Here is a 26071-nt window from a genome sequence, read left to right on the forward strand (position 1 = left end):
GAGTCTCTCGATGGACCGTCTCCTGGTGCTGTGCCGCCACGGCGAAAGCGAGTGGAACAAGCTCAACCTGTTCACCGGCTGGAAGGATCCGGGCCTGACCGAGAAGGGCGTCGCGGAAGCCCGGGCGGCCGGCCAGAAGCTGAAGGCGCTCGGGCTCGGCTTCGACCTCTGCTACACCTCGGCGCTCAAGCGGGCGCAGACCACGCTCGACCTGATCCTCGCCGAACTCGGCCAGACCGACCTGCCGATCGTCCGCGACCAGGCCCTCAACGAACGCGACTACGGCGAATTGTCGGGCCTCAACAAGGACGATGCCCGCCAGCGCTGGGGCGAGGAGCAGGTCCATATCTGGCGCCGCTCCTACGACATCCCCCCGCCCGGCGGCGAGAGCCTGAAGGATACGGCCGCGCGGGTGCTGCCCTATTTCGAGGCGCATATCATGCCCGACGTGATGGCCGGCCGGCGCGTGCTGGTCGCCGCCCACGGCAATTCGCTGCGCGCGCTGATCATGAAGCTCGAAGGCCTGACCGGCGAAGAGATCATCAAGCGCGAACTCGCCACCGGCGTGCCGATCGTCTACCGCTTCGCCGAAGACGGCGCGATCCTGTCGCGCCAGGACCTGGCGGCCTGACCGCTCGGGATATCCTGCGGACGGCCCGATCGGCGGTCCGCCCCAATCGCCGGAACTGAACGCCGGACGAGACCGCCGACCAAGCCGGCGGACGCCGGGGCGCGCCTGCGGGCCGCCCCAAAAGCCATCCGGATGAAGGCCTACCCGGCTGAGACTCTGACCTCGGTCAAGGCATAGCTTGTCAGGATCGCTACGATCCGGAGCTGTGGTCGCCGGCGGATCGCGGCCAACTGACAAACCTCCTGGCGCCACGGCCCGTGCCTGACGGACGGCGTACGGCGGTGGGTCGAGCGGCAGCCTGCCGGACACCGACGGATCCGGCAGACGGCCTTGCGGCCGAACGGGAGCTCGAAGGGTGGGCCGGAGGCCTCGGCGCAGATACGACCTTGCCACGACGACGGCGCTCGGCGCCGTCCGCCGCGAGGTCGCGTCCGCCCTCGGCATGCTGGTCGTCCTGACCAATCTCCTCGTCGCCATGATGGTGGCCGCCGGTGCACCGGCGGGTGGCGCGCAGGCGGGAGGCGCTCCGACGGGCATCGACCGCGCACTCGACCCGTTCGGCAGCGACCGCATCGTCATCTGCACCGGCTCCGGCCTGGTGATCCTCGACCGCGATGGCCGCCCGATCGGCGAGGAGCCGGGCGGCGCCACCTGTCCCTTCTGCCTGCCGCTGATCGGCGGCCTCGCCGACATTCCCGCCGACATCCCGCTCGCCCCGAACGGCGGCGCGATCGTCGCCGCGATGCTCGCCGTCCTCGAACGGGATGCCGCCGCCGTTGTCGTTCGCGACCGGGCCAAGCCGCCCACCGGTCCGCCGGCAGCCTGATCGTCGGTCAGTTCGTCGATCGGCAGCCCCCTGGCGCGTGCGGTCCTGCGACCGCCATGCGCGCCGGGTCCCGATCCTCAGCGCCCGTCTCCTCACCTCGAGGTCTTCCATGTCCGGCTCCGTTTCCGCGCTGGCCGCCTTCCTGCGCGCCGCGATCCGCCCGCAGACACCGCTGGCGCGCGCGATCGTCGCCGCCCTCGCCCTCAAGCTCTGCGTCGTCATCGCGATGCGGGCCTATCTCATCGGGACCGATGCCGTCGTGCCGGTCGACGAAGCGGCCATGTCCCGCCTCATCGCCCCGGCGCCGACCCGGTCCCTTCCCTGACCGTCCGGGGCCTTCGAGCCCCTTGCCAAAAGGACAAGCCATGCTGGACATCGATCCGGTGGGGCTGGCGCGATTGCAGTTCGCCGCAACCGCCCTCTACCATTTCCTGTTCGTACCCCTGACCTTGGGGCTCTCCCTTCTGCTGGCCATCATGGAGAGCGTCTATGTCATGACCGGTCGCGTCATATGGCGCGAGATGACGCAATTCTGGGGCAAGCTCTTTGGCATCAACTTCGCCCTGGGCGTCGCCACCGGCATCACGATGGAATTCCAGTTCGGCACGAACTGGGCCTACTATTCGCACTATGTCGGCGACATCTTCGGGGCGCCGCTGGCCATCGAAGGCCTGATGGCCTTCTTCCTGGAGAGCACGTTCGTCGGCCTGTTCTTCTTCGGCTGGGACCGCCTTTCCAAGGTCGGGCACCTGACGGTGACATGGCTGGTCGCCATCGGCTCGAACCTTTCGGCGCTTTGGATCCTGGTGGCCAATGCCTGGATGCAGAACCCGATCGGCTCGGCCTTCAACCCCGACACGATGCGCATGGAACTGACCGATTTCGGCGCGCTGCTGCTCAACCCGGTCGCCCAGTCGAAATTCGTCCACACGGTCTCGGCCGGCTATGTGACGGGCGCGGGCTTCGTCCTGGCGGTGTCGGCCTACTATCTGCTGCGCCGGCGGCACCGTGCCTTCGCGACGCGCTCGATGATCGTGGCCTCGGCCTTCGGGCTCGCCTCGGCCCTGTCGGTCGTCGTGCTCGGCGACGAGAGCGGCTACACGGTCAACGAGCATCAGCACATGAAGATGGCCGCCATCGAGGCCATGTGGGAGACCGAAAAGGCTCCGGCAGGCTTCACAGTGGTGGCGCTGCCCGACCAGCAGCGGCAGGCCAACACGGCCGAGGTCAAGATCCCCTGGATGCTCGGGCTGATCGCCACGCGCTCCACGAGCCAGGAAATCCCCGGCATCAAGGATCTGGTCAAGAAGACCGAGGCCCGAATCCGCGACGGACTGGTCGCCTACGACGCCCTGGAACGCCTCAAGGCCGACCGGACCGACAAGGCCGCCCGCGAAACCCTGGTCGCCCATGCCGACAATCTCGGCTATGCGCTGCTCCTGAAGCGACATATCGACGATCCGCGCCGGGCCGACGAGGCCACGATCGCTCGGGCCGCTCTCGACACCGTGCCGAACGTCGTGCCGCTGTTCTGGGCCTTCCGGATCATGGTCGGGCTCGGCTTCTTCTTCATCGTCCTCTTCGCCACCGCCTTCTGGCTTTCGACCCGGCGCAGCTTCGAGCATCCCGCCTTTCTGAAGCTCTGCCTGTTGAGCCTGCCGCTGCCCTGGGTCGCGGCGGAACTCGGCTGGTTCGTCGCCGAATACGGCCGTCAGCCCTGGGCCATCGACGGTGTCCTGCCGACCCGGCTGGCCTCCTCGGCGCTGTCGCTGCCGCAGGTCACGTTCACGCTGGCCGGCTTCGTCATCTTCTACACGACGCTGCTCGTGATCGAGGTGAAGCTCATGCGCAAATACATCGTCATGGGTCCCGTCGCCGCGCTCGACATCCGTCCGCGCCCGGCCGGCGCCGCCCTTCAGCCCGCGGAATGAGGAGGGTCGCCCCATGAACATTCCCGTCGACTACGAAACGCTCCGTCTCATCTGGTGGCTGTTCCTCGGCATTCTCCTGATCGGTTTCGCGATCATGGACGGCTTCGATCTCGGGGCCGCAACGCTCCTGCGCACCGTCGCGCGAACCGACAACGAGCGCCGCCAGGTGCTGAACGCCATCGGTCCGGTCTGGGAGGGCAACCAAGTCTGGCTGATCCTCGGCGGCGGCGCCATCTTCGCCGCCTGGCCGGCCGTCTATGCCACGGCCTTTTCGGGCTTCTACATCGCCATGTTCCTCGTCCTGGCGACCCTGATCCTGCGCCCGGTCGGGTTCGAATACCGCAACAAGATCGCCGACCCGCGCTGGCGCGCATCCTGGGATTGGGCGCTCTTCGCCGGCGGGCTGGTGCCCTCGCTGGTCTTCGGCGTCGCGATCGGCAACCTGCTCCAGGGCGTTCCGTTCCGCATCGACAACGACATGCGCGTGCTCTACGAGGGATCCGGCCTGTTCGAACTGCTGAACCCCTTCGGACTGCTGTGCGGCCTGGTCTCGCTCGCCATGCTGACCGGCCACGGCGCCGTCTTCGTCGCCCTGAAGACCGAGGGACCCGTTGCCGATCGGGCCCGGGTGGCCGGCGCCTTGTTCCCCGGGCTCCATGTCCTGCTGTTCACCCTGGCGGGCCTCTGGATCGCCAAGGGCCTGCCCGGCTATGCGCTCGTCGGCGCGGTCGCGCATGACGGGCCGTCCAACCCCCTCGTCAAGGAGGTGGCGATCGTGCCGGGCCAGTGGCTGAAGAACTACGAGGCCTGGCCGCTTCTGAAGGCCGCGCCGATCGCCGGTCTCGCCGGATCGGTTCTCACGGCCGTCCTGGTCGTCGTCAAGCGTCCCGGCTTCGCCTTCGTGACATCGGCCATCGCAATCTTCGGCACGATCTCGACCGTCGGCGTCAGCATGTTTCCCTTCCTGATGCCGTCCTCGATAGCGCCCGGGGCCAGCCTGACGGTCTGGGATTCGTCGTCGAGCCAGTTGACGCTCTTCGTCATGCTGTGCGCGACCTTGCTTTTCCTGCCGATTGTCCTCGCCTACACGGCTTTTGTCTTTCGCGTCCTGCGCGGCAAGATGACGGCCGAAGCGATCGAGGCCAATTCCACGCATCTCTATTGAATCGGGGAGACGGTCGATATGTGGTACTTCACCTGGGTGCTCGGCCTCGGCTTCGCCTGCGGAGCCGCCATCCTCAACGCCATGTGGCATGAGTTGCACATGCCCGATCCCGGCCACACGGACTGACGACGAACGCCGGCAGGCCGGCCGCCGTGCCGGCCTGCGAAGCCGAAGCGGTTCAGGGACTGTCGGCGCGTCGGCCGCTTGCCGCCCGAACCGCGGGATCGTCGGGGTCACGCCGGCAGGGCGCCGTTGGCCTTGAGCACTTCGCCGGCGAGATAGAGCGAGCCGCAGATCAGGATGCGCGGCGCCTCGTCCGACTGCCAGCCGGAGGCGAGACGGGCGAGCGCGGCCTCCAGGCTGGCGACCGGTTCGGCCGAGAGCCCGCCGGCGGTCGCCGCCGCCGCGAGATCCTCGGGCGTCCGCGTCTCGTGGCCGCCGTGGATCGGGACGGTGAAGACATGGCGGGCGAGGCCCGCGAAGGGCCGGAAGAAGCCGACCGGATCCTTGGTCTTGAGCATGCCGGCGATGAGGAACAGCGGCCGCGGCACGCGCTCCTCCAGATCGCCCATCACCTGCGCGACGACCTCGCCGGCGCCCGGATTGTGGCCGCCGTCGAGCCAGACCTCCGCACCGGACGGCGCCAGCGCCGTGACCGGCCCCGGTCCGAGCCGCTGCATCCGCGCCGGCCATTCGACCGTCTCCAGGCCGCGCCCGATCGTCTGGTTGTCGGGCGCGATCCCGGCCGCACGGAGCGCCGCGACGGCCGTGCCGGCATTGACGAACTGGTGGGCGCCAAGGAGGCGCGGCGCGGTCAGGTCGAGCAGCCCGTCGGCATCCTGGTAGACCAGCCGGCCGTTCTCCGGGCCGGCGATCCAGTCCTGGCCGCCGAACTGGATACGGACGCCCTCGCGCGCGGCGCGCCGCTCCAGGATGGTCACGACCTCGGGCGTCTGCGGCGACGAGACGGCCGCAGCCCCGCGCTTGATGATGCCGGCCTTCTCGGCGGCGATCTTCTCGATCGTGTCGCCGAGGAATTTCTCATGGTCGACCGAGATCGAGGTGATCACGCTGACCAGCGGCGCCGGGATGACGTTGGTGGCGTCGAGCCGTCCGCCGAGGCCCACTTCCAGCAGGGTATAGTCGGCCGGATGCTGGGCGAAGAGCCGGAAGGCGGCGACCGTCGCCAGCTCGAAGAAGGTGATCGGCCGGCCGGCATTGACCCGCTCGGCCTCCAGGATCGCGGCCGCCAGCACGTCGTCGTCGGCCAGCCGCCCGCCGCCCGGATGGGCGATGCGGATGCGCTCGTTGAAGCGGACCAGATGCGGCGAGGTGTAGACGTGGCAGGTCTTGCCGGCGGCCTCCAGGATCGCGCGGCAGAAGGCCGTCACCGAGCCCTTGCCGTTGGTCCCGGCGACATGGATCACCGGCGGCAGGGTGTGGTGCGGATTGCCGAGTTCGGCGAGCAGGCGCTCGATCCGTTCCAGGCCGAGATCCCACCCTGCCGGGATCGCCATGGTCAGGCGATCCAGGAGGGCATCGAGGGCCGAAGGGGGCATCGCCAGATGAGCTCCGGAGTGGGCGCGGACGGGCATCCGCGAGCCGGGCACGGCAGACGGCGGTCAGGCCGCGGGCTGCTCGACCTCGACAGGTTCGAGTTCGACGACCTCGACCTTGGGCGTCTTGGTCAGGACGTGGCAGAGGCGCGACAGTGTCGCGCGCAGGTCCTGGCGCTGGACGACCATGTCGACCATGCCGTGCTCGAGCAGATATTCCGAGCGCTGGAAGCCGTCGGGGAGCTTCTCGCGGATGGTCTGCTCGATGACGCGCGGGCCGGCGAAGCCGATCAGCGCGCCCGGCTCGGCCAGATGCACGTCGCCCAGCATGGCATAGGAGGCGGTGACGCCGCCGGTGGTCGGATTGGTCAGCACGACCAGATAGGGCAGCCTCGCCTCGCGCAGCGCCTGGATCGCGGCCGTGGTGCGCGGCATCTGCATCAGCGACAGGATGCCCTCCTGCATGCGCGCGCCGCCCGAGGCCGCGAACAGGATAAACGGCGCCCGCCGCTCCACCGCCGCCAGCATGCCGGTGACGATCGCCTCGCCGGCAGCCATGCCGAGCGAACCGCCCATGAAGTCGAAATCCTGCACGGCGGCGACCACGGTCATGTCGTCGAGCTGGCCGATGCCGAGCAGGACCGCATCCTCGTTGCCGGTCTTGGCCTTGGCGTCCTTCAGGCGGTCGGTATAGCGGCGCTCGTCGCGGAACTTGAGCGGGTCGACCGGCGACGGCGGCACGGCGATCGTCTCGTAGCGGGCACCGTCGAACAGGACCTCGAGCCGGCGCCGGGCCGGCATGCGCATGTGATAACCCGACGACGGAATGACGAACTGGTTCGCCTCCAGGTCGCGATGGAACACCATCTCGCCGGTCTCCGGGCACTTGATCCAGAGATTGTCCGGCGTCTCGCGCTTGGCGAGCAGGCTCTTGATCTTGGGTCGGACGACGTTGGTCAGCCAGTTCACGGGGGTCGGTCTCCGAGGCCTCGACGAGGCCGGTCAGGCGACGGCTCGACGGCCGGACGCCGTGGCGTCGCCGGTCGTCGAATAGGACTGAATTCCGGCCATCCGAGGGCCGCCCCGCCGCATGCGGGGCCTCTCGAATAGGCCGAAGCGAGGCCGGACGCAACGCTGCCGCCGACATCGGCTCGCCCGTGGGCGCCATGTCGCGGGACGGGCGGCGCCGGCGGCGCGGATCAGGCGGCGGAGCGCTTCGCCGCCCGGACGCCGGCGGCCAGTTCGCCGACCAGCGCCTCGACCGCCGGAACGGTCGCCCCGGTGGCACGATCCTCGGCGTCCAGGCTGCCCTTGATGGCCGCGACGATGGCCGAGCCGACCACCACGCCGTCGGCATCCTGGCCGATCCGCTGCGCCTGCTCGGCGGTCTTGACGCCGAAGCCGACCGCGACTGGCAGGCTGGTGTGCCGCTTGATCCGCTCGACCGCGCCGCCGACCCGGACCGCATCCGGCGAGGCCGTGCCGGTGATGCCGTTGATCGAGACGTAGTAGACGAAGCCGGAGGTGTTGGTGAGCACGGCCGGCAGGCGCCGGTCGTCGGTGGTCGGCGTGGCCAGGCGGATGAAGTTGATCCCGCGTGCCATGGCCGGCAGGCAGAGCTCGTCATCGGCCTCCGGCGGCAGGTCGACGATGATCAGGCCGTCGACCCCGGCCGCCTTGGCGGCATCCAGGAAGGCCTCGGGACCCCAGGAATAGATCGGATTGTAGTAGCCCATCAGCACGATCGGGGTCGTCTGGTCGGTCTCGCGGAAGGCGCGAACCATGGCCAGGGTCCGCACCATGGTCTGCCCGGCCTTCAGCGCGCGCAGGCCGGAGGCCTGGATGGCGGGGCCGTCGGCCATCGGATCGGAGAAGGGCATGCCCATCTCGATCACGTCGGCGCCGGCGCCGGGCAGCGCCTTCAGGATGGCGAGCGAGGTGTCGTAGTCCGGATCGCCGGCGGTCACGAAGGTGACCAGGGCCGGCCGCCCGGCGGCGGCGGTCTCGGCGAAGCGTCGGGTGATGCGGCTCTCGGTCATGACGGATCCCACGGATTTCTCGCCGATGTCATCGACGAGGAAGGGGTCGAATGCAAGGGGTGGGCGGACCCGCGACGCGGCGGGTCCCCGGACGGAAACCGTCACATATCCTGGCCGAGATGCTTGGCCACCGTGAACACGTCCTTGTCGCCGCGGCCGCACATGTTCATCAGGATGATCTGATCCTTGGCCATGGTCGGGGCGAGCTTGATGACATGGGCGAGCGCATGGCTCGGCTCCAGGGCCGGGATGATGCCCTCCAGGCGGGTGCAGACCTGGAAGGCGTCGAGCGCCTCGCGGTCGGTCGCCGGCACGTAGGAGACGCGGCCGGTATCCTTCAGCCAGGAATGTTCCGGCCCGACGCCCGGATAGTCGAGGCCGGCCGAGATCGAATGGCCCTCGAGGATCTGGCCGTCGCCGTCCTGCAGCAGATAGGTGCGGTTGCCGTGCAGCACGCCCGGCCGGCCGCCCGCCATGGAGGCGGCATGGCCGTTCGGCACGTCGAGCCCGTGGCCGCCGGCCTCGACGCCGAAGATCTGCACGTCGCGGTCGTCCAGGAACGGATGGAACAGGCCGATCGCGTTGGAGCCGCCGCCGATCGCCGCCACCAGCGCATCCGGCAGGCGCCCCTCGGCCGCCAGCATCTGCTCCTTGGCCTCCGTGCCGATCACCGACTGGAAGTCGCGCACCATGGCCGGATAGGGATGCGGGCCGGCCGCGGTGCCGATGATGTAATAGGTGTCTTCGACATTGGTGACCCAGTCGCGCAGGGCCTCGTTCATGGCGTCCTTCAGCGTGCCGGCGCCCGAGGTGACCGGATTGACGGTGGCGCCGAGCAGCTTCATGCGGAAGACGTTCGGCTTCTGCCGCTCCACGTCGGTCGCGCCCATATAGACCGTGCAGGGATAGCCGAAGCGGGCCGAGACGGTCGCCGAGGCGACGCCGTGCTGGCCGGCACCGGTCTCGGCGATGATCCGGGTCTTGCCCATGCGCCGGGCGAGCAGGATCTGGCCGAGGCAGTTGTTGATCTTGTGGCTGCCGGTATGGTTCAGCTCGTCGCGCTTGAAGTAGATCTTCGCGCCGCCGAGATGCTCGGTCAGGCGCTCGGCGAAGTAGAGCGGGCTCGGCCGGCCGGTATAGTGCTTGCCCAGATGCGCCAGTTCGGCGTGGAAGGCCGGATCGTTCCGGGCTTCGTCATAGGCCTTCTCCAGTTCCAAGATCAGCGGCATCAGCGTCTCGGCGACGAAGCGGCCGCCATAGAGGCCGAAGAAGCCGCGGTCGTCCGGGCCGGAACGGAGTGTGTTGGGCGTGATGGTCACGGGAGCGTCCTCGGGCAGGTCATTCTGTGTGGGAAGGTCGGTCAGGCGGTCGCGACAGCCGGCGCCCGCCATCGTACGGCGCGGATGAAGGCGCGGATGAGGTCCGGGTCCTTGACGCCGGGGGCGCTCTCGACGCCGGAAGAGACGTCGACGGCCGGCGCGCCCGTCAGGTCCAGCGCCTCGGCGACATTCGCCGGGTCGAGACCGCCCGACAGCATCCAGGGCCGGCCCGGATCGAGGCCGCGCACCAGACGCCAGTCGAAGGCGAGGCCGTTGCCGCCGGGCAGCGCACCGGTCAGGCCGGGCGGCGGCTTGGCATCGAACAGGAAGCGATCGACATGCGCGGCGAAGTCGGGCACCGGCGCCAAATCGGCCGCCTCACCGACGCGGATCGCCTTCATCACCGCAATCCCCGTGCGCGCCCGGATCGCGGCCGCGCGGGCGGGCGTCTCGGCGCCATGCAGTTGCAGGATATCGGGCCTGAGGCCGGCGACGATCGCGTCGAGCGCCGCGTCGGACGCATCGACCGTCAGTGCGACGATCTGCGCGCGGCCGCGCGCCGGACCCGCCAGGGCGGCCGCGGCCTCGACGGCGACATGGCGCGGGCTGCGGGGAAAGAAGACGAAGCCGAGCATATCGGCGCCGGCATCCAGCGCGGCAGCGACGGTTTCGGCGGTGCTGAGCCCGCAGATCTTGACGAGGGCTGGCATGGTCTTCGCGGCCGGGGGCTCCATTGGGGAGGTGATCACTGGCACGGAACGGCCGCGCCGTCCACCGTTCCGTCGGACGCGGACACTGCAACGCCTTTGCCGGAACCGCGCGTCCGGTCAGTCTTCGGACAGGCGGCGTCAGTTAGACTGGGCAAGAAGGATCCTTCGATGCCTCGTCTCCGCCATTCGGTCGCGGCCGCCCTGCTGGCCGTCATCGCCACACCGCCCCCGTTCGCCAGCCCGGCCGAGATGGGTCGCGGGACTTCCCGCACGGGTGCCGTTGCGGCGCCGGATCGTCCGGGCGGCCGCCGGCACCTCGAGTCGGCTGCGGCCGACCACGAGAAGGCCCGGCAGGCCCTGGCGCGCGGCGAGGTGAAATCGTTGGACGAAATCCTTGGTCTCGTCACATTGAGTGGGCAGGACAACTTCGTCGAGGTCTCCCTCGATCGCACCGATGGCCGTTGGATCTACGCCATGACGCTGCTGACCGCGGGCGGTCGCTACCGGGTCGTGACGATCGACGCCGCTACAGCAAAAGTCCTCAAAGAAGAGCTCAAATAGATGCGCGTGCTCGTCGTGGAAGACGAAGACCGGATCCGCCGCGATCTGGCCGTCCAGCTCAAGAATGCCGGCTACGTGGTCGAAGAGGCCGCGGACGGCGAGAATGCCTGGTTCCGGGGCGACACCGAGGAGTTCGACGCCGTCGTGCTCGATCTCGGCCTGCCCAAGATGGACGGACTGCAGGTTTTGAAGCGCTGGCGCGACGCCGGGCGCGACATTCCGATCCTGATCCTGACCGCGCGCGGCAGCTGGACCGACCGGGTCGAGGGCATCGACGCCGGCGCCGACGACTATCTGGTCAAGCCGTTCCGGATGGAGGAGGTCGTCGCGCGGGTGCGCGCCCTGATCCGCCGGTCCGCCGGCCGCGCCAATCCGGTTCTCTCCGCGCATGGCATCACGCTCGACACGCGGCGCGCGCGGGCGACCGTCGACGGCCAGCCGATCCCGCTGTCGCCGCTCGAATTCCGCCTGCTCTCCTATCTGCTGCACCATCGCGGCCGCGTGGTCAGCCGGGCCGAGCTGGTCGAACACATCTATCACGAGGATGTCGAACCGGATTCGAACGCGCTCGAAGTGCTGGTCGGACGCGTCCGGCGCAAGGTCGGGTCCGAGGTGATCGAGACCCGGCGCGGCCACGGCTATCTGGTTTCGACCGACTGATCGGCCCGGCCCCGGGCGCGCATCGCGGCCGGATATCCCGGCCGCGGCCCTTGAACGCCTGCGCTCCCCGGCTATCTTCCGCCCAAGCCTCAACCGATCGGGTCTGACGGACCCGGATCAGACCCCGCACCCATGGACGGCCTTTGGTCCCCGGCTCGCTCCGCCTCAGGCTGATTCTCTCGGCCGTGATCTCCTCCGCTCTCGCGGTGGCGGCGGCCGGCGTCGCGCTCGTCGTGCTGGCCGACCGCCATGTCGAGCGCCGGCTGGTGCAGGAGGTCGGGGCGCATCTCGACCAGTTGACGGCGCTCCTGCGCGTCGGCGCGCGCGGACCGGAGGTGATCGACGACCTTGCCGATCCGCGCTTCGTGCGTCCCTTCTCGGGGCTCTATTTCCAGATCGTCGAGGCGGGCGACATCAAGATCCGGTCGCGCTCGCTCTGGGACCAGACCCTGCCGATCCCGCCGGAAGCGCCGGAAGGCGAGGTGCGCGAACTGAAAGGACCGCGCGACCAGGCGCTGATGACGCTGGAACGGCGCGTCTCGATGGCGGCCGAGGGCGGCGACCTGCGCACCTTCCGCCTGTTCGTCGGCGAGGACCGCGCCGAGATCGACGGCCTGGTGTTCGACTTCGCGCTCGAAGCCGCCGCCTTCCTGTTCGTGCTGGTCGCCTTCCTGACGCTGGCCGGCTGGGCTTACATCACGGTCGGCCTCAAGCCCCTGGAAAATCTGCGCGATCTCGTCCTCCAGGTACGCCGCGGCAAGACCCGCCGCCTCGACGGCGCCTTCCCGAACGAGGTCCTGCCGCTGGTCGAGGAGCTGAACGGGCTGATCGACGCGCAGGAGCAGGCCGTGGAGCGCGCCCGGGCGCGGGCCGGCGACCTCGCCCATGGCCTGAAGACCCCGCTCGCCGTGCTGTCGGCCGAATCCCGCTCCCTGCGCGAGCGGGGCGAGACCGAGGCTGCCGACGCGATCGACATCGAGGTTGCGGGTCTGTCGCGCTTCGTCGAGCGCGAACTCGCCCGCTCGCGCGCCGCCGCCGTGCCCTATCTGAACCGGCTCGATCTCTCGCGCGCGCTCGACCGCATGGTCGGCGCGATGCAGCGCCTGCCGCGCGGCGAGGAACTGGACTGGCTGGTCGAGATCCCGCCCGGGCTGACGGCGCCGCTGCATCCCGAGGATGCCAACGAGATCCTCGGCAATCTGCTCGACAACGCCCGCAAATGGGCCGCCGGCCGGATCGAGGTCAGCGCCCACGCGGCCGGCGAGCGCATCGAGGTGGTCGTCGCCGACGACGGACCGGGCGTCCCGGAAGCGCGCCGCGAGGCCGTCTTGAAGCGCGGCATCCGGCTCGACGAGACGGTGCAGGGCTCCGGCCTCGGCCTCTCCATCGTCGACGATCTGGTCACCAGCTATCGCGGCACGCTGGCGCTGTCGGAAACGCCCGGCGGCGGCCTGACCGTTCGGGTCGAACTGCCGCGCAGTCCGAGCGCGGTCGAGACGGAGTGATCCGCCCGCGCCGACGGCCGCGCGCCCCGGCCCGTCCGGCTTGCGCGGACCGGCGCCCGGCCCCCGCGCCGGTCACGGCTTCGCGGCCGCCGCGCCGCCATGTTGCGCACCCGCCAGCGCGCCGCCGAGAATCGCCGCCGCTCCGGCCAGACCGGAGCCGTCGGACGAGACCACGGTCTGCGGCACCAGCCGGGAGATCAGCCCGACGATCTCGGGCTTGCGTTCGAGCGTCAGCAGAACCTTCTCCAGCGCCTGCAGCATGGCAACCCGATCCTGACCGAGGACGCCGGCCTGGGCCATCTGGCCCTTGGCCAGTTCCTCCAGGAACTTGCGTTCCGCGCGGCCGAGGGCCTCGCGCTCCTGCTCGCGCTGGCCGGCGACCTGCACGGCGATCTGGCTCTCCACCAGGCGCGGCTGCTCGTTGGCGGTGGCGCGGGCCTGTTCGGTCTCGATGCGCTTGGTCTGCGCCGCGGTCTCGCGCACATAGGATTGTGACAGCTGGTCGGCGAGTTGCTGGCGCAGCCGCGGGATCAGGATTTCCGGCGGGATGGCCGGCTCGCCGAGCCGGATCTCGCGGATGTCGACGCCGGCCTTGCGGCCTTCGATGCGGATGATCGACGCGATGGTCTGCTCGATCGCTTCGCGATTCTCGATCAGGTCGAGCACGCGCGTGGAGCGGACCTCGAAGCGCGCCGGCTGGGCCAGCGACCCGTCGGCATTGCGCACCGGCACGCGGATCGCCGATCCCGAGACGGTCCGGACCACCGAGCGGATCGCCGGCACCAGGATGCGGTCCTCGATCTCGCGCAGGCCGCCGACGCTGCCGACCACGATCGGCGCATCCTGCGGATCGACCTGGACCAGGACGCGCAATTCGATCGGGATGTCCCAGCCTTCGATCTTGACGAAGACCGCGCGATCGGCGGCATTCTGCGGCACCGGCTCGTTCGAGGAGCGTTCGTTCTGGCGGATGTTGCCCTGCTGGTCGACGGAGAGATCCACCGAGCGCTTGAGATAGCCGCCCTTGAATTCCCAGGTCTGGACCCGGGTATCGACCAGCGTCACCTCATAGGCGCGCTTGTTCATGTAGAAGGCGCCGGGCAGCAGCGGTTCCTTCCAGATGCCGACGCAGCCGCGCGGCACCAGCGGCACCGAGAGACTTTCCGAGTTCGGCGCCTGTGCCACCGTCGGCGTCGCCGGGCCGCCGACCACCGGCGCGGCCGTGACGCGTTCCTCCCGGCAGACCACGCCGGGCGTCGCGACGTTGGATTTGACCACGCCGACATGGCCGGCCGGGATCAGGGTGGCGGGCGTCTCCTTGTCGACCTTCACGTCGAACAGATAGCGGTTCAGCCGGTAGGAACCGGGCTTCAGCACCGTCTCCTGGGGGCCGCGATAGCCGCCCTTGCGCAGGAAGCTCTCCGCATCGAGCATCTCGGCGAGCCGGTCGTCGGGAATCGCCGGGGCCATGAACATGCCGGCCGGCATCGGCGCGCCGTCGACCGCGGTGACCTGGCCGTAGAAGCCTTCCGGCACGTCGACCAGCGCCATTTCCTCGATCTGATAGAGGACGCGCACGAAGGGAATGACGTGAAAGCCCGGTCCGAGCACGGTCGCCTGCGGCCCCTTCTGGCCGGGCAGCGCGACGACATGGCCGGGCGGCAATTCCTGGAAGGCATAGACCCGCTTGAGATGCCCGACCTGATCGGCCGCGACATAGACGAAGGATGTGTTGGCGAGCATCAGGACGCCGAGCGCGATGAATCCGAGCCCGATCGCGCTGCGCCCGAGGCCGGCGAGGAGCGTCTGCACCAGGTTCGGCTTGCCGGACGGGGCATTGTCGGGTGCCGCCGAAAGGCCGCGGCGGAAAAAGAGGTACAGCCCGATCGCGATGGCGACGGAGCCCCAGAAAATCCACATCATGGCCGGGTCTCTCCCGAAGACCGCATCCCCCGGGATCAGACTATGCTGACGTTACGACGTTCACGCAACGCATGCAGAGATTCATTCTGAAGCATGCTGAAGCATGCGTTCCGGAACCCGGTCAGCCCCCGAGCGCGGCCGCCAGCCGCGACCAGGCCGGTGCGGTTCCGGGCAGGCCGAAGCGCAGCCAGGTCGGCTCGGCGAAGGCGCGGGTCAGGATGCCGGCGATGGCGAGGCGGTGATGCAGTCCCGCCGCGTCGGCATGTCGGGCGAGCCGGAACAGCGGCGTGCCGCCGATGATCTCGAAGCCGGCGCCGACGAGCAGGCGGTCGAGCCGCGCCGCGTCGGCCTCCAGCCGCGCGGTGGCGACTTCGAGCCAGGCCCGATCGGCGAGCGCGCGCGCGCCGATCTCGAGCGCCGGCCCCGGCACCGCCCAGGGGCCGAGGGCCGCGCCGAGACGCGCGACCAATGCGCCATCGCCCAGCGCGAAGCCGAGGCGCAGGCCGGCCAGCCCATAGGCCTTGCCGAAGGAGCGCAGCACCAGGGTGCCCGGCGGCCGGAGCGGCAGGAGGCCGGCCGGAAAGGCGCCGGGAGCGGGCCGGATCACGTCCATGAAGGCCTCGTCGACCACCAGCGTGCCGCCCGCCGCCGCGATCCCGTGCGCGATTTCCGCGAGCGCCGCCGGCGCGATCAGGCGGCCGTCCGGATTGTTCGGATTGACGATCACCGCCACGTCCGCGCCGGCCAGCGCAGAAGCCTCCGCGACCCGCTCGACCCGGCGCCCGGCCAGCCGCCAGACCGATTCGTGCTCCTGGTAGGTGAAGCCGAGGACGCGCACCCGGGGGCCCGGCAGCAGGTCCGGCAGGCGCTGGATCAGGGCCTGCGTGCCGGGCGCCGCCACAACGGCGGTCTCCGGCCCGGCGCCGTAGGCGATCCTGGCGGCAGCGATCAAGCGGTCGACCGCATCCCGGCCGGGCAGGCGCGTCCAAGCGTCGGCCGAGATCTCGCCGACCGGATAGGGCACCGGGTTGATGCCGGTGGAGAGGTCGATCCACGGCGAAGGCGCATCCGGATGGAGCCGGCGGGCGGTCGCCAGATCGCCGCCGTGATGTATGGCGGCGCCATGCTGCATGGCTGCGCCATGATGCACGGCTGCGCCGTGGTGCACGGCTGCGCCGGCCTCGGCCACACCGCCGGCCTCCCCGGTCCGGTCCATCAGAACTCGATCCCCTGCTGGGCCTTCACGCCGGCGGCGAAGTGATGCTTGACGAGGGTCATCTCGGTGACCGTGTCGGCCGCCTCGATCAGCTCCGGCTTGGCATTGCGCCCCGTGACCACGACGGTCAGGTCCGGCCGGCGGGCCTGCAGCGTCTCGATCACCTCGGCCAGCGGCAGGTAGTCGTAGCGCAGCGCGATGTTCAGTTCGTCGAGAACCAAGAGGCGGATCGCCGGATCGGCCATCAGCTCGCGCGCCTTGTCGAAGGCGCGGGTGGCGGCGGCCACGTCACGGGCGCGGTCCTGGGTCTCCCAGGTGAAGCCCTCGCCCATCGAATGCCAGCGCACCTGATCGCCGAAGCGGTCGAGTGCATGCCGCTCGCCGGTGTCCCAGGCGCCCTTGATGAACTGCACGACGCCGACCGTCCAGCCGTGGCCGAGCGCCCGCATGACGAGGCCGAAGGCGGCCGTCGACTTGCCCTTGCCGGGGCCGGTATGGACGATCAGCAGGCCCTTTTCGGCGATCGTCTTGGACGCCACCTCGGCATCCTGGACCGCCTTGCGCTTGGCCATCTTGGCGCGGTGGCGGGCTTCGTCGTCGGTCTCGTCGGTCATGGCGGTCTCCTCGCCTGCCTGAAGACCACGACGCCGCCGCCCGGGCAAGCCGCCAGGCGACGCGACCCGTCGCATCCGGGGTGTCGATCCGGCCGGTCGACCGTCGACGGCCTTGCGGACGATTGACAGGACGCGGATGCCGCGCCCATAAACGAGAATGCGTAGGTCCCTCCTTCGAACGAGGGTGAAAAGGGAATGCGGTGATCCCGAAGGGGCTTCGGCCCGGCGGGCTACTCCGCAGCTGCCCCCGCAACTGTAAGCGGCGAGCTGTGCCGCCGAACGCCACTGGTCCCTCGGGATCGGGAAGGCGGCGGCCTCGGCGACGACCCGCGAGCCAGGAGACCTGCCGACGCATCCGATCCAGCCAGGTCCGCCGGAGGGGCGGAGAGGAGAAGACCATGACCGTCAGCATCGCCGCCGCCTCGACCGCCAGCACCGAAACCGGCCTCGCCGAAGCCGGCATCGACCGCGTTGTCGCCCTCAAGGCCGCCGCGGTCGCCGCGCTGATGGGCCTCGCGCTGGTCTTCACGACCGGCTTCGCGCATCCGGAGCTGCTGCACAACGCGGCGCACGATTCGCGCCACGCCATGAATTTCCCCTGCCACTGACGGCCTGATCGTCATGCTCGGACGGGTGCTGTGGGTCGGCCTGTTGGCCGGCCTCGCGGCAGGACTTGCGACGGCGGTCCTGCAGCACGTCACAACCACGCCTCTGATTCTGGTCGCCGAGACCTACGAGACCGCCGCCCCGCACCAGCACGGCGCCCTGCCGGGCCAGCACGGCGCTTTGCCGGGCCATGGTGTTGCGGGCGCTGTCGTGCCGGGCGCTGTCCTGGCCGGCCGCGCCCTGCCGGACGGCGCGGTGCGGGTCGCCCACAATCACGGCACGCCGGCGGCGACCGCGACCGATGCGAGCGCCGCCGCGGCCGAGGCCGACGAGGGCTGGAAGCCCGCAGACGGCTGGCAGCGCACGGCGGTGACGGCACTCGCCACCGTCCTGACCTCGATCGGTTGGGCCCTGGTGCTGATCGCCGGCATGCTGATCGCCGGCGACCGGATCACGGTACGCAACGCGATCGGCTGGGGCGCGGCGGCCTTCGCGGCGACCGGGCTCGCGACCGGTCTGGGGCTCGCCCCGGAACTGCCGGGCTCGGCGGCCGGCGATCTCGTCGCCCGCCAGATCTGGTGGATCGGCACCGCCGCGGCGAGCGCGGCCGGCCTCTACGGCCTGCTCCGCCTGCAGTCGATCGGCGCGCGGATCGGCAGCCTGATCCTGATCGCGATCCCGCATCTGGTCGGCGCGCCGCATCCGGCCAAATACGAGAGCACGGTGCCGGCCGAACTGGCGGCCCATTTCGCCGCCTCCTCGCTGGCGCTGACGGCCGCGATGTGGATGCTGATCGCCTGCGCGGTCGGCATGATCTGGGAGCGGTCGGCGCACCGTGCCTGATCCCGCCGAGAAGGGGCACGCGATGCCCGACACGACGGTCACCATCCTGGTCTGCGCCAATTGCCGGCGGGCCGACGAGCCCGGCGAACCGCGCGACGAGCGCTCCGGCGCCCGCCTCGCCCGTGCCCTCGCCGCTGCCGCAGAGGGCGCTCCGGGCGTGACGGTGCTGCCGGTCGAATGCCTCAGCGTCTGCAAGCGCCCGGTCACGATCGGGTTTGCGGCGCCCGGCAAGTGGACCTACGTCTATGGCGATTTCGCCGAGACCACCGACGCGGCGGCCGGACGCATCCTCGCCGCCGCCGAACAGTATCGCGCCGCGCCGGACGGGCTGATCCCCTGGAAGGAGCGTCCCGACGCTCTGAAGAAGGGCGTCGTCGCCCGCATCCCCCCGATTCCCGCAGTTCCCGAGGCCGCCGAATGAACCCTCCCGCCCCCTCCCTCGCCAAGGTTCCGGTGACCATCGTCACCGGCTTCCTGGGCGCCGGCAAGACCACGCTGATCCGGCACGTCCTGGAGACGGTGCGCGGCCGCCGCCTGGCGCTGATCGTCAACGAGTTCGGCGATGTCGGCGTCGACGGCGAGATCCTGAAGGCCTGCGGGGTCGACTCCTGCCCCGAGGAGAATATCGTCGAGCTGGCCAATGGCTGCCTGTGCTGCACCGTGGCCGACGATTTCGTGCCGGCCATCGAGGCGCTGCTCGCCCATCCGAACCGGCCGGACCACATCATCGTCGAGACCTCCGGCCTCGCCCTGCCGAAGCCGCTGGTCAAGGCCTTCGACTGGCCGCCGGTGCGCGCGCGGCTGACCGTCGACGGCGTCATCGCCGTGGTCGATGCCGCTGCGGCGGCGGACGGCCGCTTCGCCGACGATCCCGAGGCCGTGCAGGCCCAGCGGGCGGCGGATGAGGCCGTCGACCACGACAATCCGCTCGAGGAGGTCTACGAGGACCAGCTCCTGTGCGCCGACCTGATCATCCTCAATAAGGCCGATCTGATCGCCACCGAGGAGGTCGGCCGCATCGGCGCGGAGATCGGCGCCGCCATCCCGCGCGCGGTCAAGATCGTGGCGACCCGCGACGGCAAGATCGACGCCGCCGTGCTGCTCGGCCTCGGCGCCGCCGCGGAGGACGATCTCGCCGCCCGGCCGTCGCATCACGATAACGAGGCGGAGCACGACCACGACGATTTCGACAGCTTCGTCGTCGAACTGGCCGAGACCACCGATCCGTCGGCGCTGGTTGCGCGGCTCGCCGACATCGCCGAAGCCCATGACGTGCTGCGCATGAAGGGCTTCGTGGCGGTCGCCGGCAAGCCGATGCGGCTCCTGGTGCAGGGCGTCGGCACGCGCTTCCGGCGCGATTTCGACCGCGCCTGGGCGCCCGGCGAGGCGCGCCGCAGCCGGCTGGTGGTGATCGGCCGCAAGGGGCTCGACCGCGCGGCCATCGAGGCGGCCCTCGCCGCCTGACGCCCGCACCGCCGACCGGCGGGGAGAGGGAGGAAAGGTGCATCTCGTCGCGGAGGACGTGCGCTCGCTGGACGAGACCGAGGCGGCCGTGGATCTCGGCCAGTCCCCGGGCGAGATCGTCGTGCTGTCCTTCTCCGATTCCGATCTCGGCGCCGTCGCGGCCGCCGCCGCGGCGATGCCCGATCCGTCCGGTCTGCCCAGCCTGCGCCTCGCCGCGCTCGGCCGCCTGAAGCACCCCTATTCGGTCGATCTCTATCTGGAGAAGACCTGCGCGGACGCCCGCATGATCGTGGTCCGCTGCCTCGGCGGGGCCGACTACTGGCGCTACGGCATCGACGAACTGGCCGTGCTCGCCCGCGCCCGCGGCATCGCGCTGGCGGTGGTCCCGGGCGACCACATGCCGGATCTGCGCCTCGAACGCGCCTCGACGCTGCCGCCCGACGATCTCGGTCGCATCTGGGCCTGGTTCCAGGAGGGCGGGCCGGACAACATGGCCTCGCTCATCGGCTTCCTCGCCGACAAGGCCGGCCGACCGAGCCCCTGGGCCCCGCCGGTGCCGGTGCCGGCGGCCGGCCCCTTCGCGGCGGCCTGCCGGGAGGCTCCCGCCCCGGACGCCCCGCGCGCGCTGGTCGTGTTCTATCGCTCGCAGCTGCTGGCCGGAGACACCGCGCCGCTCCTGGCCCTGGCCGACGCCCTCCAGGCGCGCGGCTTCGCGGTCGCCACGCTGTCCGTGACCAGCCTGAAGGACCCGCGCGCCATCGCGGCCGTCGCAGCCGAGATCGCCGCGCACCCGCCGGCCGTGATCGTCAACACCACCGCCTTCTCGGCGCGGCTCGACGCCGGCGCTTCGGCGCGGCTCGATGCCGGCGCATCGGCGCGGCTGGACGCCGAGTCTGCGTCTTCGTCAGCGCCCGACGCCGCCGACGGCACGGTGCTCGACCGCGCCGGCGTGCCGGTGCTGCAGGCCATCCTGCCGACCACGCCGCGCGCGGCCTGGGCGGCTAACCGGCGCGGGCTGGGCGCCGCCGATCTGGCCATGAATGTCGTCCTGCCGGAACTGGACGGGCGCATCCTGGCCCGAGCCATCTCATTCAAGGCCTCGGAAGCGCCCGTGCCGGGGCTCGATTTCGCGATCGTGCGGCATCGGCCCGAGCCGGACGGCATCGCCTTCACGGCCGATCTCGCCGCCGCCTGGGCGCGCCTCGGGGCGAAGCCGCCGGCCGCGCGCCGGGTGGCGATCGTGCTGTCGGACTATCCGGCCAAGGGCGGCCGCACCGGCTATGCGGTCGGCCTCGACACGGCCGCCAGTCTCGCCGCCATCGTGGCCAGTCTGGCGGGAGCCGGCTATCGCGCCGGGGGCTTCCCGCCGGAAGACCACATGATGGCTGCCCTGGAAGGCCGGATGGCCGCCCCGGAGGAGGCGACGGTCGCCAAGGAGCGCCACCGGCATGAGCCCGACGGTCGAAACGCCGAGCCGCCGGCCGCGCCGGAGACCCCGACGCTCGGCCTCGACACCTATCGCCGGCTGTTCGCGGCCCTGCCGGCGGACTTCCGCGCCAGCGTGACGGCGGCCTGGGGCGATCCCGCGGAAGACCCGGCCGCGGCCGGCGGCGCCTTCCGGTTCCGGATGCTCGGCGCCAGCGCGGGTCTCGGCACCGACCTCGCGGAGTGCGCCGGCGCGATCGTCGCCGCGGTGCAGCCGGATCGCGGCCGGTCTGGCGCCCGCAAGGCCGACTACCACGACCCGAACCTGCCGCCCTGCCACTTCTATGTCGCCTTCTACCTCTGGCTCCGGCACGTCTTCCGGCTCGATGCGCTGGTCCATCTCGGCACCCACGGCACGCTCGAATGGCTGCCCGGCAAGTCGGTCGCGCTGGCGGCGGACTGCGCGCCGGCCGTGCTCGCCGGCCCGGTGCCGGTGCTCTATCCGTTCATCGTCAACAATCCCGGCGAGGCCGCCCAGGCCAAGCGCCGGATCGGCGCCGTCACGATCGGCCACCTGACCCCGCCGCTCGTCCGCGCCGGCCACCATGGCGCCGCGGCCGAGATCGAGCCGCTGCTCGACGAATATGCCGAGGCGCAGGGCTTGGATCCGCGCCGCGCCCGCCGTCTCGCCGCCGCCATCCTGGACAAGGCCCGCGAGACGGGGCTGGCCGGCGAGGCCGGCATCGGGCCGGAGATCGAAGCCCGCGAGGCGCTGGCGCGGCTCGACGCCTGGCTGTGCGACCTGAAGGACATGCGCATCGGCGACGGCCTGCATGTCTATGGCCGCGCGCCCGCCGGCGAGCCCCGCCGTAGCACGGTCGCGCTGCTCGCCGAGGCGACCGGCGCAACGCCCAAGACCGTCGCCGACCGGCTCGACCGCTCGGCAGCAGCCGAGACCGCCGCCCTGCTGGCGGCGCTGGACGGTCGTTTTGTGGCGCCCGGCCCGGCCGGGGCGCCGGGGCGCGGCCGGCTCGACGTGCTGCCGACCGGGCGCAACCTGACCGCCGTCGACCCGCGCGCGATCCCGACCGCGACCGCCTGGGAGATCGGCAGCCGTACCGCCGCGGAGGTGATGACCCGGCACGCCCAGGAGCACGGCGAATGGCCGCGCCGGGTCTTCGTCGACCTGTGGGGCTCGGCGAGCCTGCGCACCGGCGGCGACGATCTCGCCCAGGCCTTCGCCTATCTGGGCGTCCGTCCGGTGCGCGATCCCGGTTCAAGCCGGATTTCCGGCTTCGAGATCCTGTCGCCGTCCCGGCTCGACCGGCCGCGCGTCGACGTGACCTTGCGCATCTCCGGCCTGTTCCGCGACGTGTTCCCGGCCCAGATCGCGCTCTTCGACGAGGCCGCCCGCGCGGTCGCCCGCCTCGACGAGGACGACGACGTCAACCCGCTCGCCGCCGCCCGCCGCGCCGGCGAGGCCGAGGCCGCCCGCATCTTCGGCGCCGCCCCGGGCGCCTACGGGAGTGGGCTGTCGGATCGCCTCCAGGCGGACGACTTCGCCGACCGGGCCGATCTCGGCGCCGCCTATCTGTCGGCCTCCGCCTTCGCCTATGGGGCCGGACGCGACGGCGTCGCCGAGCCGGACCGGTTCCGCGCCCGCGTCGCGACCGCCGATGCCTTCGTGCATGTCGAGGATGACGGGCACCGCGACATCCTCGATTCCGATGCCTTCGCGACCCATGAGGGCGGCTTCTCGGCGGCGGCCGCATCGCTCGGCGCCGCCCCGGCGCTCTACCATGCCGACACGACCGGCCCCGGCCCGGCCAAGGTCAGGACGCTCGGCGAGGCGATCGCCCGGGTGGTGCGCGGGCGGGCGATCAATCCGCGCTGGATCGCCGGCCAGATGCGCCACGGCCATCGCGGCGCGGCCGAGATCGCCGAGACGGTCGGCAACCTCTACGCCTTCGCGGCGACCACCGAGGCGGTGACCAGCCGGCAGTTCGATCTCGTCTACGACGCCACGCTCGGCGACGACGCGGTGCGCGACTTCCTGCTCGCCGCCAATCCGGCCGCCGCCCAGGCCATCGCCCGCAGCTTCGCGGCGGCGCGCCGGCGCGGCTACTGGCACTGCCGGCGCAACGCCCCGCTCGCGCTCCTCGCCGAACTGACCGGGGACGCCGCATGATGCCCGCCGCACCGTCCCCCCGACCCCCGGCACCGCCCTCGTCCGCTCCCGATGCCGCCGGCCTCGCCCCGGTCGACCCCGCCATGCCGAGCCCGCCCCTGCCCCATCGCGTCAAGGGCTGGTGCCCGGGCGCGCTCCGGCCGATGGCGACCGGAGACGGTCTCCTGGTGCGGCTGCGGATCTCCGGCGGGCGCCTGTCGGCCGACCGCCTCGCCGCCGTCGCGGCACTGGCCCGGCGCCACGGCAACGGCCTCGTCGACCAGAGCCAGCGCGCCAATCTGCAACTGCGCGGGGTCACCGAACGGACCTGGCCGGACCTGATCGCCGCCCTGAACGATCTCGGCCTTCTCGACGCGGATGCCGAGGCGGAGGCGATCCGCAACATCGTGCCGAGCCCGCTGGCCGGCTGCGACCCGACCGCGCCGGTCGACGGCACGGCGATCGCCGCGGATCTGGAACGGCGGCTCGGTGCCGACGAGGCCCTGAAGGCGCTGCCCGGCAAGTTCGGCTTCCTGGTCGACGAGGGTGGGCTTTTCCCGCTCGACGGGACCGCCACGGATATCCGCCTGACCGGCCGGACCGGCGGCCGCGTCCTGATCGCGCTCGCCGGCACAGCCAGCACTGCCGTATCGGCAACCACCGTACCGGAAGCACAAGCCGGGGCAACCGCGGTCGCCCTGGCGCAGGCCTATCTCGCCCTGCGGCAGCCGGAGGAACGGCGCCTCGCCGCCCTCCTCGCCCGGATCGGCGCACCGGCGCTCGTCCGCGCGGCCGGGCTCACGCCGATCGAGGCGCCGGCGTCGGTCCCTTCCCCGCAGCGCGGCGCGGCGCCAGCCGTCGGGTTCCATCCTTGGCCTTCCAGCGACGGGCGCGGCTTCCTGCATCTCGCCGCCCCCTTCGGCCGCTGGGACGCCGACCAGCTCGACGCGCTGGCCGATCTCGCGCGCCGCTTCGGGGACGGCGATATCCGCCTGACGCCCGGGCGTGCCGTGGTCCTGTCCGGCATCGCGACGGCCGCGCGCGCAGCCGCCCTCGCCGCAGCGGCAGGGGCCGGGATCGTCACGACGCCGCAGGATGCGCGGCTCGCTGTGGTCGCCTGCGCGGGCCGGCCGGATTGTTCCTCCGGTCTGCAGCCCGCCCGGACCGATGCCGCCCGCTTCGCCGCCGCGGCCGTGCGCCTGCCCGGCAGCGGCGTGCGCCTGCATGTCTCGGGTTGCCCGAAAGGCTGCGCCCAGCCCGGACCCGCCGCCTTGACGCTGGTCGGCCGGGAAGCCGGCTACGATCTCGTGCTCGACGGCGCGGCCGACCAGAGCCCCCAGGAATCCGCCCTCTCGGCCGAGGACGTGCTTGCACGGCTCGCCGCTCTGGCCGACAAGGGCCGACCATGACCGATCATCGACCCGCCACCCGCGATCACCATATCCGCGACGGCCAGGCCATCTACGACCGCTCCTTCGCGATCATCCGCGCCGAGGCTGATCTGGCGCGCTTCTCAGCGGACGAGGAGAAGGTCGCGGTGCGCATCATCCATGCCTGCGGGATGGTCGAGATCGCCGCCGATCTGGCCTTCTCGCCCGGCGCCGTCGCGGCCGCCAAGGCGGCGCTCGCCGCGGGGGCGCCGGTGCTGTGCGATGCCAAGATGGTCGCCAACGGCGTCACCCGGGCGCGCCTGCCGGCCAGCAACGACGTCGTCTGCACCCTCGACGACCCGTCCGTGCCCGACCTCGCCCGTCGCATCGGCAACACCCGCACGGCCGCCGCCATGGAACTCTGGCGCGATCGGCTGCCCGGTTCCGTGGTGGCGATCGGCAATGCGCCGACCGCGCTGTTCCGGCTGCTGGATCTGCTCGATGAGGGCGTGGCGCCGCCGGCCGCCGTGATCGGCATGCCGGTCGGCTTCGTCGGCGCGGCGGAATCCAAGGAGGCGCTGATGGCGGACGGGCGGGTTCCCTATCTGGTCGTGCGCGGGCGCAAGGGCGGCAGTGCCATGACGGCGGCGGCGGTCAACGCGGTGGCGAGCGAGCGGGAATGAACCTCTTCGATCCCGCCTTCGTCCCCGCCCGCGCGCCCGGCCAGACCGTCGGCACGCTGCACGGCATCGGCCTCGGGCCGGGCGATCCCGATCTGCTGACCGTCAAGGCCGTCCGGCTGATCCGCGCGGCGCCGGTGGTCGCCTATTTCGCGAAGAAGGGCCGGCGCGGCAACGCCCGCACCATCGTCGATTCCTGGCTCGCCGCGAGCGTCGAGGAGATGCCGCTCGAATATCCGGTGACGACCGAGATCGGCTTCGCCGAGGAAGGCTACCGGCGCGAACTCGGCAGCTTCTACGAGGAGGCCGCCGCCCGGCTCGGCGCGGTGCTCGCTTCGGGGCGCGACGTGGCGCTGCTCGCCGAGGGCGATCCGCTGTTCTACGGCTCGTTCATGCATCTCTTCGTGCGCCTGGACGGCCGCTTCCCGGTTTCGATCGTGCCGGGCGTCACCGGCATGTCGGGCTGCTGGACGGCGGCGCGCAGCCCGATCACCTGGGGCGACGACGTGCTCACCGTGCTGCCCGGCACGCTGCCCGAGGCGACCCTGGTCGAGCGGCTGAAGGCGACCGACGCGGCCGTGGTCATGAAGCTCGGCAGCCATTTCGCCAAGGTGCGGCGCGCGCTCGCCGCTGCCGGACGCGACGACGAGGCGATCTATGTCGAACGCGGCACCATGGCGGGCGAGACCGTGATGCGGCTCGCCGACAAGCCGGACGACGACGCGCCCTATTTCTCGATCCTGCTCGTGCCCGGCCACGGGAGGCGGCCGTGATCGCTGCCTCTGTGGCTCCGGCGACCGATGCCCCTGCGACCGGGAGTCACGCGACCGGGACTCCGGCGCCCGGGACTCCGGCGACCG

At 71.4% G+C, this 26071-nt stretch carries 25 protein-coding genes and 1 riboswitch; of the genes, 17 read left to right on the forward strand and 8 right to left on the reverse strand.

All coding sequences use genetic code 11. The annotated features are described in order from the left end of the window. Positions 1-10 precede the first annotated feature (10 nt). The 6 genes from ABB55_RS10505 to cydX all read left to right on the forward strand — a co-directional run bounded on the left by ABB55_RS10505 (position 11) and on the right by cydX (position 4679). Positions 11-631 carry a 2,3-bisphosphoglycerate-dependent phosphoglycerate mutase gene (locus ABB55_RS10505; RefSeq protein ID WP_054358767.1) on the forward strand — a complete coding sequence of 207 codons (621 nt, stop codon included), beginning with the start codon at positions 11-13 and terminating at the stop codon, positions 629-631. 355 nt (positions 632-986) lie between these two features. Continuing rightward, positions 987-1457 carry a hypothetical protein gene (locus ABB55_RS10510; RefSeq protein ID WP_054358768.1) on the forward strand — a complete coding sequence of 157 codons (471 nt, stop codon included), beginning with the start codon at positions 987-989 and terminating at the stop codon, positions 1455-1457. Positions 1458-1566: 109 nt separating this feature from the next. Then, a complete protein-coding gene (locus ABB55_RS10515) occupies positions 1567-1782 on the forward strand; it encodes a hypothetical protein (protein ID WP_054358769.1) in 216 nt (71 codons plus the stop codon). A 43-nt stretch (positions 1783-1825) separates the two neighbouring features. Continuing rightward, positions 1826-3388 (forward strand): cytochrome ubiquinol oxidase subunit I, encoded by a 1563-nt coding sequence (locus ABB55_RS10520; protein WP_054361967.1) that lies wholly within the window; start codon positions 1826-1828, stop codon positions 3386-3388. A 13-nt stretch (positions 3389-3401) separates the two neighbouring features. Then, positions 3402-4553 (forward strand): cytochrome d ubiquinol oxidase subunit II, encoded by a 1152-nt coding sequence (gene cydB, locus ABB55_RS10525; protein ID WP_054358770.1) that lies wholly within the window; start codon positions 3402-3404, stop codon positions 4551-4553. 18 nt (positions 4554-4571) lie between these two features. Next, positions 4572-4679, forward strand: a complete 108-nt coding sequence (cydX, locus tag ABB55_RS10530; protein ID WP_054358771.1) for a cytochrome bd-I oxidase subunit CydX — start codon at positions 4572-4574, stop codon at positions 4677-4679. Positions 4680-4786: 107 nt separating this feature from the next. Here cydX and ABB55_RS10535 read toward each other — a convergent pair whose 3' ends face one another. The 5 genes from ABB55_RS10535 to ABB55_RS10555 all read right to left on the reverse strand — a co-directional run bounded on the left by ABB55_RS10535 (position 4787) and on the right by ABB55_RS10555 (position 10177). Then, positions 4787-6112, reverse strand: a complete 1326-nt coding sequence (locus tag ABB55_RS10535; protein WP_083463516.1) for a bifunctional folylpolyglutamate synthase/dihydrofolate synthase — start codon at positions 6110-6112, stop codon at positions 4787-4789. Between the two features lie 63 nt (positions 6113-6175). Continuing rightward, the gene (gene accD, locus ABB55_RS10540) at positions 6176-7078 is read right to left on the reverse strand and encodes an acetyl-CoA carboxylase, carboxyltransferase subunit beta (RefSeq protein ID WP_054358772.1); all 903 of its coding nucleotides are present in this window, start codon (positions 7076-7078) and stop codon (positions 6176-6178) included. A 230-nt stretch (positions 7079-7308) separates the two neighbouring features. Next, entirely contained in the window at positions 7309-8148 is an 840-nt protein-coding gene (trpA, locus tag ABB55_RS10545; protein WP_054358773.1) for a tryptophan synthase subunit alpha, read from the reverse strand. A gap of 101 nt (positions 8149-8249) precedes the next feature. Then, complete coding sequence (gene trpB / locus ABB55_RS10550; RefSeq protein WP_054361969.1) at positions 8250-9467, reverse strand: tryptophan synthase subunit beta; 1218 nt, start codon at positions 9465-9467, stop codon at positions 8250-8252. Between the two features lie 41 nt (positions 9468-9508). Then, positions 9509-10177 (reverse strand): phosphoribosylanthranilate isomerase, encoded by a 669-nt coding sequence (locus ABB55_RS10555; protein WP_054361970.1) that lies wholly within the window; start codon positions 10175-10177, stop codon positions 9509-9511. A 168-nt stretch (positions 10178-10345) separates the two neighbouring features. Between ABB55_RS10555 and ABB55_RS10560 the strand changes: the two genes are divergently transcribed. From ABB55_RS10560 to ABB55_RS10570, 3 genes are all read left to right on the forward strand, one after another. After that, positions 10346-10738, forward strand: a complete 393-nt coding sequence (locus ABB55_RS10560) for a PepSY domain-containing protein (protein ID WP_054358774.1) — start codon at positions 10346-10348, stop codon at positions 10736-10738. Beyond that, positions 10739-11398 carry a response regulator transcription factor gene (locus ABB55_RS10565; RefSeq protein WP_054358775.1) on the forward strand — a complete coding sequence of 220 codons (660 nt, stop codon included), beginning with the start codon at positions 10739-10741 and terminating at the stop codon, positions 11396-11398. A 185-nt stretch (positions 11399-11583) separates the two neighbouring features. After that, positions 11584-12903 carry a sensor histidine kinase gene (locus ABB55_RS10570; RefSeq protein WP_152982000.1) on the forward strand — a complete coding sequence of 440 codons (1320 nt, stop codon included), beginning with the start codon at positions 11584-11586 and terminating at the stop codon, positions 12901-12903. A gap of 72 nt (positions 12904-12975) precedes the next feature. Here ABB55_RS10570 and ABB55_RS10575 read toward each other — a convergent pair whose 3' ends face one another. From ABB55_RS10575 to cobO, 3 genes are all read right to left on the reverse strand, one after another. Beyond that, positions 12976-14826: an SPFH domain-containing protein gene (locus tag ABB55_RS10575; RefSeq protein ID WP_054358777.1), complete on the reverse strand. Its 1851-nt coding sequence runs from the start codon at positions 14824-14826 to the stop codon at positions 12976-12978. A gap of 121 nt (positions 14827-14947) precedes the next feature. After that, positions 14948-16042 carry a threonine-phosphate decarboxylase CobD gene (cobD, locus tag ABB55_RS10580; RefSeq protein WP_338053648.1) on the reverse strand — a complete coding sequence of 365 codons (1095 nt, stop codon included), beginning with the start codon at positions 16040-16042 and terminating at the stop codon, positions 14948-14950. Continuing rightward, positions 16042-16656 (reverse strand): cob(I)yrinic acid a,c-diamide adenosyltransferase, encoded by a 615-nt coding sequence (cobO, locus tag ABB55_RS10585; protein ID WP_054358778.1) that lies wholly within the window; start codon positions 16654-16656, stop codon positions 16042-16044. The genes cobD and cobO overlap by 1 nt, the downstream gene beginning before the upstream one ends. Positions 16657-16802: 146 nt before the next feature. Next, a riboswitch (cobalamin riboswitch) is annotated at positions 16803-17021 on the forward strand. Between the two features lie 33 nt (positions 17022-17054). On the opposite strand from cobO, the gene ABB55_RS10590 reads away from it, so the two are divergent. From ABB55_RS10590 to ABB55_RS10625, 8 genes are all read left to right on the forward strand, one after another. Beyond that, a complete protein-coding gene (locus ABB55_RS10590; RefSeq protein WP_083463518.1) occupies positions 17055-17264 on the forward strand; it encodes a CbtB domain-containing protein in 210 nt (69 codons plus the stop codon). Positions 17265-17277: 13 nt separating this feature from the next. After that, entirely contained in the window at positions 17278-18105 is an 828-nt protein-coding gene (locus ABB55_RS10595; RefSeq protein ID WP_054358779.1) for a CbtA family protein, read from the forward strand. 22 nt (positions 18106-18127) lie between these two features. Beyond that, entirely contained in the window at positions 18128-18526 is a 399-nt protein-coding gene (locus ABB55_RS10600; protein WP_054358780.1) for a DUF1636 family protein, read from the forward strand. After that, positions 18523-19569, forward strand: a complete 1047-nt coding sequence (gene cobW / locus ABB55_RS10605; RefSeq protein ID WP_054358781.1) for a cobalamin biosynthesis protein CobW — start codon at positions 18523-18525, stop codon at positions 19567-19569. The genes ABB55_RS10600 and cobW overlap by 4 nt, the downstream gene beginning before the upstream one ends. A gap of 37 nt (positions 19570-19606) precedes the next feature. Continuing rightward, positions 19607-23182 (forward strand): cobaltochelatase subunit CobN, encoded by a 3576-nt coding sequence (locus tag ABB55_RS10610; RefSeq protein ID WP_054358782.1) that lies wholly within the window; start codon positions 19607-19609, stop codon positions 23180-23182. Positions 23183-23265: 83 nt separating this feature from the next. Next, positions 23266-24570: a precorrin-3B synthase gene (gene cobG, locus ABB55_RS10615; protein ID WP_054358783.1), complete on the forward strand. Its 1305-nt coding sequence runs from the start codon at positions 23266-23268 to the stop codon at positions 24568-24570. Beyond that, positions 24567-25214 carry a precorrin-8X methylmutase gene (locus ABB55_RS10620; RefSeq protein WP_054358784.1) on the forward strand — a complete coding sequence of 216 codons (648 nt, stop codon included), beginning with the start codon at positions 24567-24569 and terminating at the stop codon, positions 25212-25214. Before cobG ends, ABB55_RS10620 begins: the two co-directional genes overlap by 4 nt. Continuing rightward, the gene (locus ABB55_RS10625) at positions 25211-25984 is read left to right on the forward strand and encodes a precorrin-2 C(20)-methyltransferase (RefSeq protein WP_054358785.1); all 774 of its coding nucleotides are present in this window, start codon (positions 25211-25213) and stop codon (positions 25982-25984) included. The genes ABB55_RS10620 and ABB55_RS10625 overlap by 4 nt, the downstream gene beginning before the upstream one ends. The last annotated feature ends 87 nt before the right edge of the window (positions 25985-26071 follow it).

The sequence above is a fragment of the Prosthecodimorpha hirschii genome, from assembly GCF_001305515.1.
In the GTDB taxonomy this organism is placed as follows: Bacteria; Pseudomonadota; Alphaproteobacteria; order Rhizobiales; family Ancalomicrobiaceae; genus Prosthecodimorpha; species Prosthecodimorpha hirschii.